9 protein-coding genes are annotated in these 7964 nt (G+C 72.2%); 7 read left to right on the top strand and 2 right to left on the bottom strand.

The annotated features are described in order from the left end of the window. On the top strand, window positions 1-450 hold a 450-nt coding region (locus ACH4ZA_RS12525), incomplete at its 5' end, for a jacalin-like lectin (RefSeq protein WP_398429267.1). A 117-nt stretch (window positions 451-567) separates the two neighbouring features. On the opposite strand, the gene ACH4ZA_RS12520 is transcribed toward ACH4ZA_RS12525, so the two are convergent. Then, window positions 568-1488: an AraC family transcriptional regulator gene (locus tag ACH4ZA_RS12520; protein ID WP_398429266.1), complete on the bottom strand. Its 921-nt coding sequence runs from the start codon at window positions 1486-1488 to the stop codon at window positions 568-570. 116 nt (window positions 1489-1604) lie between these two features. On the opposite strand from ACH4ZA_RS12520, the gene ACH4ZA_RS12515 reads away from it, so the two are divergent. The 6 genes from ACH4ZA_RS12515 (at window position 1605) to ACH4ZA_RS12490 (ending at window position 6978) form a co-directional block, all read left to right on the top strand. Further along, entirely contained in the window at window positions 1605-2381 is a 777-nt protein-coding gene (locus ACH4ZA_RS12515; protein WP_398429265.1) for an MBL fold metallo-hydrolase, read from the top strand. A gap of 534 nt (window positions 2382-2915) precedes the next feature. Continuing rightward, complete coding sequence (locus ACH4ZA_RS12510; protein WP_398429263.1) at window positions 2916-4637, top strand: SpoIIE family protein phosphatase; 1722 nt, start codon at window positions 2916-2918, stop codon at window positions 4635-4637. Between the two features lie 139 nt (window positions 4638-4776). Then, window positions 4777-4905, top strand: coding sequence for a hypothetical protein (locus ACH4ZA_RS12505; protein WP_398429262.1), 129 nt, complete (start codon window positions 4777-4779; stop codon window positions 4903-4905). 21 nt (window positions 4906-4926) lie between these two features. Beyond that, a complete protein-coding gene (locus tag ACH4ZA_RS12500; RefSeq protein WP_398429261.1) occupies window positions 4927-5850 on the top strand; it encodes a GNAT family N-acetyltransferase in 924 nt (307 codons plus the stop codon). 97 nt (window positions 5851-5947) lie between these two features. After that, window positions 5948-6370, top strand: a complete 423-nt coding sequence (locus ACH4ZA_RS12495; protein ID WP_398429260.1) for an ATP-binding protein — start codon at window positions 5948-5950, stop codon at window positions 6368-6370. A 158-nt stretch (window positions 6371-6528) separates the two neighbouring features. Continuing rightward, on the top strand, window positions 6529-6978 hold the full coding sequence (locus ACH4ZA_RS12490) for an ATP-binding protein (protein ID WP_398429259.1): 450 nt from the start codon (window positions 6529-6531) through the stop codon (window positions 6976-6978). Between the two features lie 52 nt (window positions 6979-7030). Here the strand turns inward: ACH4ZA_RS12490 and ACH4ZA_RS12485 are convergent, their stop codons facing one another. Beyond that, window positions 7031-7876: an RNA polymerase sigma factor SigF gene (locus tag ACH4ZA_RS12485; RefSeq protein WP_398429258.1), complete on the bottom strand. Its 846-nt coding sequence runs from the start codon at window positions 7874-7876 to the stop codon at window positions 7031-7033. Between the last annotated feature and the right edge of the window lie 88 nt (window positions 7877-7964).

Raw genomic sequence — 7964 nt, 5'->3', positions numbered from 1 at the left:
TTCTCCTGGTCGCGCAACCCCGACTTCCAGCTCAGCGACCAGTTCGGCGGACCCCACGGCGACTACTACAACGACATCGACGCCGTACCGGCCGGCGCGAGCCCCGTCAGCCTCTCGCTGCGCAGCGGCTCCCGCGTCGACGGCGTCGCGCTGACCCTCGCGGGCGGCAAGGTCCTCACCCACGGCGGCGCCGGCGGCACCGTGTCGACCCTGACGCTGGGCAGCGGCGAGTACGTCACCTCCGCCCAGCTGTGCCAGGGCCAGAAGGACGGTCTGACACGCGTCTTCTCCGCCAAGTTCACCACCAACCTCGGCCGCAGCCTGTCCGGCGGGACCACCACGTCCGACTGCGTGACGCGCACCGCCCCGACGGGGTGGCAGATAGCCGGGTTCCACGGCCGCGCCGGGGACGAGATCGACAAGCTCGGCTTCCTCTACACCAAGCGCTGATCCCTTCCTGCGCACCGGACACGCGGCGGCGGCCCCAGGGCCGTCGCCGTTCGCCGTCCCGGCGCTCTCGGTTCCGCCGCCGCGCCGCCCCGCCCGCGGCCCCCGAGCCGGACCGGCTCACTGCTGGTTCTGGTGCGTCTGCCGGAAGGCGCCGGGGGTGACGCCGGTGTGACGGGTGAAGAACTTGCCGAAGTTGGTGGGTTCGGGGAAGCCGAGGCGGCGGGCGATCGTCGCCACCGGTTCGTCGGTGTGGGCGAGCAGACGTTGCGCCTCCAGCGCGACGCGGCCGTCGATGACCTGTTTGACGGGCTGTCCGGTGGCGGCGGTGCAGGCACGGGTGAGGGTCTTGACGGTGTAACCGAGGCGGTGCGCGTAGTCGGCGGCGCGGCGGGTGGCGGCGTAGGAGCGTTCCAGCTCGGCGCGGAAGCGGGCGTACACCTCGCCGCCCGCGTACGGGTCGGTGCCGCCTTCGGCGTGGGGCAGCCGGTCGATCTGCAACAGCACGGTGGCCAGCAGCAGTTGCAGGATCTCTGCCGACACCGTCCCCTCCGGCCGGCCGTACTCGGCACGCAGCTGGCCCAGCAACGTGGACAGCACCGCGTAGGTGGGGCTCGCTCCCAGTTGCCGGCACGCCGGCCCGTACCACTCGTTCACCAGCCGGTCGGCGGTGCTGTTGTGCGGCGGGAATGCCGGCGTGAACAGCAGGTGCGTCCCGTCGGCGGTGCCCGGTCGCACGAAACTCTGCACCTGACCGGGACGGACCCACAGCAGGGTGCCGGGGCGGCAGGGGTACGTCACGAAGTCGACGGCGTGTTCGCCGCTGCCCTCGGTGATGAGGGTGAGCGTATGGAAATCGACCCGGTGCACCAGGTCGGGCCGCCTGCGTCGGCGCCGCCGGCGTTCGTGCAGGGTCGCAAGATCGATGATCTCGAACCCGGGAACGCGTTCCTCGGGCGGATCGAAGTCGAGCCGGAGGATGGCGTTGCCCTCGAACGGCTCGACGCCGGCAAAGTCAGCAGGACGCAACGCGATCTCCATATGTCCTCGATTTACCATGCCGTGTCTTCAGGCTATCTCGCCTGCCTGCGGTTTCACGACCAGAGTGGAGGACACCAAGACGGCGAGAGGCCGTCCTGCACCGCAGGGAGAGTTTCATGAACGGCACTGTCACGGTCCTCGACAAGGGCACGGTCCGCATCCACAGCTACATGTCCCCGGCCGACACCTTCCACACCACCACGCAGCTCATCGAGACGCCGGCCCGGATCATCGCGGTCGACGCCCAGCTCGTCCCCGCCTACGCCGACGAGGCCGTCGCCTATGCGAAGGGGCTGGGCAAGCCCGTCGACCGGCTCATCGTCACCCACGCCCACCCGGACCACTACAACGGCGCCTCCCGCTTCGGCGTCCCCGTGCACGCCCTGGCCGAGGTACGCGAGCAGATCGTCGCCCGCGGCGACAGCCGGCTGCCGACCGGTCTGGTCATCCCGGTCACCGAGTTCACGCCGACGGTGGATCTCACCCCGGGCACCGAGGTCATCGACGGCGTCCCGTTCGTCTTCGAGGCGGTCGCGGGCGGTGAGGCCGCCGACGAACTGCTCATCAAGCTGCCCGAGCAGCGCGTCCTGGTCGCCCAGGACCTGGTCTACAACGACGTCCACCTCTACCTGGGCAACAACGACATCGCCGGCTGGCAGCGCGCCGTCGACGCGCTGGCCGCCGAGTCCGGTTACGACACGATCCTCGCCGGCCACGGCCTGCCCACCGGGCCGGAGGTCTACGAGCAGGTGCACCGCTACCTCGACGACGCCCGCGAACTGCTCGGCGACGACGGCCAGGCGTACAAGGAGGCCATCGTGGACCGATACCCCTCCCACATCGGCCCGTTCATCATCGACATCGCCAACCGGTCCCTCTTCCCGGCCCCCTGAGCCGGCGCCCCGCTCGCCCCGGCAAGGTCCACGCGACCGGCATGCCGTCCATCGACGACTTCGCCTTCACCGGCCGCGGCGATACCCTCCTCGCCCTGTGCCGACCCTGGCAGGCCGCCCCCGATCCGCTGGCCCGGTGAGTCACCCGAGACGCGCGGGCGGCGCACACAGCTCTCACCGAGCAGAGCGCGGCTTCCGTGGAGCACCTCAGCCGCGCCTGCCGGGCGGCCGTGCGCGGCGGCCTCGGCTCGCTTCACATCGGATCGGAGCACGTCACCGAGCCGGTCCGGCAGCTCCCGTCCCGCACCGGCGACACGACCGGCCGCCGCCGATCGGCGCGTGCTCCGGACGCCGAAGCCCCGCCGTGTGAACCGCCCGTCCCGACGACGCCGACGCGCGTCCCGGAGCCGTGGCGCGTTCCGACCCGACGGGGCGGGCTGCGCCTCCCGGCAGCTTCGTTTCGTGCTGCCGGGGCAGTCGGGAAGCGGATACCGTCGAGCGGGCGTGCCGGCGGTGAGCTGAGGAGATCTGGGCATGGCAGGAGGACCGGAGCAGGAGGAGAGCCACGGGGGAAGGCCCCTGACGGCGCCTGTGACCGCCTTGGCCGGTGGGCTCGAGGCCATCGGGACCGGGGCCTACGTCGTGGACGAGCAGGGCCGCATACTCGCCGTCAACGCACGCGCCGAGCAGCTGCTGGGCCGGGCCGCGGCGGATCTGCTCTGCCATGACGCGCACGACCTGCTGCACCGGGACGCACACGGCCAGCCCCTGCCGAGAAGTCAGTGCAAGATGCGGCAGGCGTTCCACGCCGGGCGCACCGCTCAGACCCGGGAGGACTACTTCGCGCGCGGGGACGGCTCCCTGCTGCCCATCTCGTGGCTGATAACCCCGTTCGACCTCGCGGACCACGAGCGCAGCACCCTCGTCCTCTTCCACGCTCTTCATTCCGAGGGGGACGGTGTCCGGCCCGAACCGGCTCCCACGCTGCTGCCGGAGTTCGAACGGCTCGCGCTGCTGGCCGCGACGACCACTCAGCTGACGTCCACCCTCGACGCCGAGGAGGCACTGCGGCGGCTGGTGGGTCTGGTGCTGCCGCGGCTGGCGGACTGGGTCATCGTCGACCTCATCACGGAGCGCGACGAGGTGTGGCGCACCGTCGTCGTCGAGGCGGACGGCGGTGAGCTGGTGCGCCACGAGGAACTCCAGGGGCCGATGCCGCCGATTCCCGAGGAGTCACCGATGCCTCTGTCGAGGGCGCTGCGCGGGGTCGCCTCGACCCTGGCCCGCCCGCAGACCTACCAGGGGGCGCCGGACTCCGGCATCGCGGTCGAGCAGCGCCGCCTGTTCGAGGCCACCGGTGTGCACTCCGCGGCCATCGCTCCCATCCGCAGCACCCGCGCGGTCCTCGGGGCGTTGACCCTGGGCCGCGCCAAGCAGCCGGGGGACTTCCACACCACCGATCTCCCCCTGCTCGAGGACATCGCCCGCCGCGCCGGCCTCGCCCTGGACAACGCCCGTCTCTACCAGCGTCAGCGCAAGGTCGCCGAGACGATGCAGAACCACCTGCTGCCCCAGATGCCGCGCGTCCCCGGCCTGCAGATGACGGTCCGCTACCTGCCCGCGCCCGACGCCTCGCAGGTGGGGGGCGACTGGTACGACGCCTTCTCGCTGTCGGACGGAGCCACCGCGCTGGCCGTCGGCGACGTCGTCGGTCACGATCTGGAGGCGGCGGCCGGCATGGCGCAGGTGCGCAACATGCTGCGCGCCTACGCCTGGGCTCTGCACGAGCCGCCCAGCCAGATCGTGGCCCGTCTCGACGAGGCGGTCATGCACATCACCGACGTCGCGATGGCCACGTTGATCCTCGCCCGGATCGAAGCGGCCGACGACGGCCACTGGCGACTGACCTGGACCAACGCCGGCCATCCGCCACCCCTGCTGATCAGTCACGACGGCCTGGCCGAATACCTCACCGGAGGACACGGCATCCTCCTGGGCACCGGCGCCCGCAGGCCCCGCACCGACGCCACCGCGCCGTTGCCGCCCGGGTCCACCCTGCTCCTCTACACCGACGGCCTGATCGAAGAACCCGGCCACACCCTCGACGAGGGCCTGCACCGGCTGCGCCGGCACGCCGCCGCGCTCGCGCACCGTCCACTGGCCTCCTTCGCCGACCAACTGCTGCGCCGGGTGCGTCCCACCGCCAACGACGACGACGTCGCCCTTCTCGCCCTGCGGGCCCCGACGCGGGCGTGAGGCGCGTCCCGGCAGGGCGGCCGCGGCGCGGGGCCGCGGTGGGCCGTCCCGTCAGGGGCGCGACGCCGCCGATCCCGACGCGGCGTTCCGCGCCCACGCCGCGGCGAGCGCCTGCCTCGCCGCTCTGCACACTGCGCTGGTGCGCTGGGCCGAGGACGACGCACGCACCCGGCTGCCCGACCTGGTCGAAAGAGCGCTCACCGCCGCCTTCGGAGAGCGGCCCGCCGACCCCGGGCACCCCGCGCCGGGCGGCAACTCGCCTTCCTGACCGTGCCGTTAGTGTGCTCACGTGACAGCATTCACTCTCCTCGACGACACCTCCGAATGGCAGACCGGCTTCGAACGGAGCCGACGCGCCTCCTACGCGGCGGCCGGTCTCGGGGCCGCCGCGGCGGAACGCATGCTGCGGGACGCCCGCGGCGACGCCGGTGACTGGACGGTCGCCGCGATCACGGACGCCGGCACCCGTGTCGGATACGTCGCCGTGGCCGTGACCGACGCCGACGACGCCCGTGTGGGCCAGATCGGGGACCTCCGCGTCGACGCCCCCCACGCGGGCCGGGGGCACGAGCGGGCGGCCCGGGAGTGGGCCGAGGAGTGGTGCGCGCGACGCGGCGCGAGCAGGGTGGAGACACGGCTCGCCGAGCCCGCCGGCGAACCGTTCGAGGACTACCGCGTCCGCGGCCAGCTCAGGGCGCGACGGTTCGGCTCCCCGTCGGCACCGCCGGCCGGCGTCACCGCGCGGCCGATGACACCGGCCGAATTCCCCGACTGGCTGGACTCGGAGAAGACCGCCTACGTCTCCGGCATCGTCCGCGCGGGTGCCCTGAGCCTCGAGGAGGCCGTGCGCAAGTCGGACCGTGACTTCGCCGAGCTGATTCCCGAGGGCCTGGCGACGGCCGACCACACGTTCCTGGTGCTCGAGGCCGCCGGGGAGCGGATCGGCGCCGGCTGGTTGCGGCACGGGCATCTTCCGGGCGTCACCTACGGCTACTCGCTCCACGTGCACGAGCGGCACCGCGGCAACGGGTTCGGACGTGCCGCGATGGCGGCGGGCGAACAGGCCGTTCTCGCGGCCGGTGACGACACGCTGATGTTCACCGTGTGGGGCGGCAACGACGTGGCCATGAGCCTGTACACGAGCGCCGGCTACCAGGTCGTGGCGGAGAGCCGCTCTGCCGACCTCACCCGCCCCGCGCCCCGGGAGGCATGAGCGCTCCCCCGCGGTGAGACACATCCCTCTCGGCGACCTTGACTCCGTTGTTTCTGGGCAGACGGGACATCGACGACGGTCGGTGCGAGGAGGGACAGTGGCGAAGGACTCATCGCTGAGGGCTGTGGGGTGGGCGCGCTCGCTGCCGCTCAACAGCGGGGCGAAGACAGCCCGGGACTGGACGCGTGCACACCTGGAGACGCTGGCATGGTCGCGGACGGTGCCCGATCTGGTGGATTCCGTGGTGCTGGCCGTGTCCGAACTGGTCACCAACGCCCATCTGCACGCCCGGAGCGCGGCGCAGCTGATCCTCACCTGGGACGAGGAGTGCCTGCACGTGACCGTGCACGACGCCTCGCCCCGCCTTCCCGAGCCGCGCGACGCGAGCGCCACGGCCCCCGGCGGGCGCGGTCTGCTGCTGGTCGACGCGCTCGCCGACGACTGGCTGGCCTACCACTGCCCCCGCGGCAAGAAGGTCACCGCCTGCTTCCAACCGCCGCGCCGGCCGGATCCGCGGTGAACGGCGGGGCGTGCGGCCCCGCCCTCGCCCGGGAACCGGCCGTTCATCGGACGCCCCGGCTGCGGGCGCCTCATGAACCGGAGGCCGGCGGGTATCCGCATCACACGACCACGACAACCCCTGACGCACCGACGAGGACGACCCCGGGAAAGAGTTCTATGGCCACCCCCCTGGAAGATCGGGCAGCGCCCGCACCCAAGCGCCGCGCACCCCTGCTGTTCAGCGCCGCCTGGGACGCGCCGGGCGCGTCCATCGCCGAGGCTCGCGCGGCGGTGCGCACGCTGCTGGCCCGGGCCGGACACCAGCCCGACCAGCGCCCCAGTCAGGACGCCCAGCTCATCGTGAGCGAACTCGTCACCAACGCACTGCGTCACGCGCCCGGCCCGGGCGGGCTGGCCCTGGAAGTGACGCCGGACGCCGCCCTGCTGCGGGTCACCGTGAGCGACAGCTCTCCCCGTCCGCCCGAACTGCGGCCCCAGGACGCCGGCCGGGTCGGCGGGCACGGCCTGCGTCTGGTGACCCGGCTGTGCGACCAGTTGCAGACCGTCGCCCTGGAAACCGGCAAACGGGTCGTCGCACACCTGCGTCTGTACGCGCCCGCCCACTGATCCGCCGGGTGATCCCGTGATGACCGGGTCCTCTCGGCGATCCCCGGCGTGGTCAGCGTTCGGTGAGCATGCCGTCCCGCAGCCGGGTGAGGGTGCGCGACAGCAGCCGGGAGACGTGCATCTGGGAGACGCCGAGGCGTTCGCCGACCTGGGCCTGGGTGAGCTCCTCCACGAACCGCATGTGGATGATCTGCCGGTCCCGCTCGTCGAGTTCGGCGATCAGCGGAGCCAGCACCTGGAAGTCCTCGACCAGCTCGAGCGCCTGGTCCTCGGCGCCGATGAAGTCCGCCAGCGCGGCCTCGCCGTCCTCGGTGCCGCTGATCGCCGCGTCCAGGGACGCCGACGTGTAGCCGTTGGCGGCGAGGCGCGCCTCGCGCACCTCGTCCTCGCCGAGGCTCATCAGCTCGGAGAGTTCCTTCGTGGTGGGCGTACGGCCGAGACGGCTGCGCAGTTCCTCCGTGGCGCGGGCGAGCTGCACACGCGCCTCCTGCAGCCGGCGCGGCACATGGACCGCCCACGTGGTGTCCCGGAAGAACCGCTTGATCTCGCCCACGATGTACGGAACGGCGAACGACGCGAACTCGACCTCACGCGTCAGCTCGAACCGGTCGATCGCCTTGATCAGACCGATCATGCCGACCTGGACGATGTCCTCCATCTCCTCCGGCCCCCGACTGCGGAACCGGCCGGCCGCGAACCGCACCAGCGACATGTTCATCTCGATCAGCGTGTTCCGCGCGTACTGGTACTCCGGCGTGCCCTCCTCCAGCACCGCGAGCTGGTCGAAGAACACCCTGGACAGCTCGCGGGCGTCCTTCGGCGCCACCTGCGAGGGGCAGGCGATGTCCGGCAGGTCGTGGGACTGCCTGTCCGTCGACGTCGCGCTCCTGAGCATCATGACCTGTTCCCTCCCGCACCGTAGAAACCACCCGCGGCGCCGGCCGAACGCGGGCGGCGCCGTTGCGCGGATACCCCTTTATTCTGCC

It is taken from the genome of Streptomyces sp. NPDC020597 (assembly GCF_044335095.1).
GTDB lineage: Bacteria > Actinomycetota > Actinomycetes > Streptomycetales > Streptomycetaceae > Streptomyces.
This window is presented reverse-complemented; position numbering and strand designations above follow the sequence as displayed.

Bases quoted from the DNA above. Each gene is read 5' to 3' on its own strand.
- ACH4ZA_RS12520 (WP_398429266.1), bottom strand. From the start codon at position 1,488: ATGGAGATCGCGTTGCGTCCTGCTGACTTTGCCGGCGTCGAGCCGTTC.
- ACH4ZA_RS12515 (WP_398429265.1), top strand. From the start codon at position 1,605: ATGAACGGCACTGTCACGGTCCTCGACAAGGGCACGGTCCGCATCCAC.
- ACH4ZA_RS12510 (WP_398429263.1), top strand. From the start codon at position 2,916: ATGGCAGGAGGACCGGAGCAGGAGGAGAGCCACGGGGGAAGGCCCCTG.
- ACH4ZA_RS12490 (WP_398429259.1), top strand. From the start codon at position 6,529: ATGGCCACCCCCCTGGAAGATCGGGCAGCGCCCGCACCCAAGCGCCGC.
- ACH4ZA_RS12485 (WP_398429258.1), bottom strand. From the start codon at position 7,876: ATGATGCTCAGGAGCGCGACGTCGACGGACAGGCAGTCCCACGACCTG.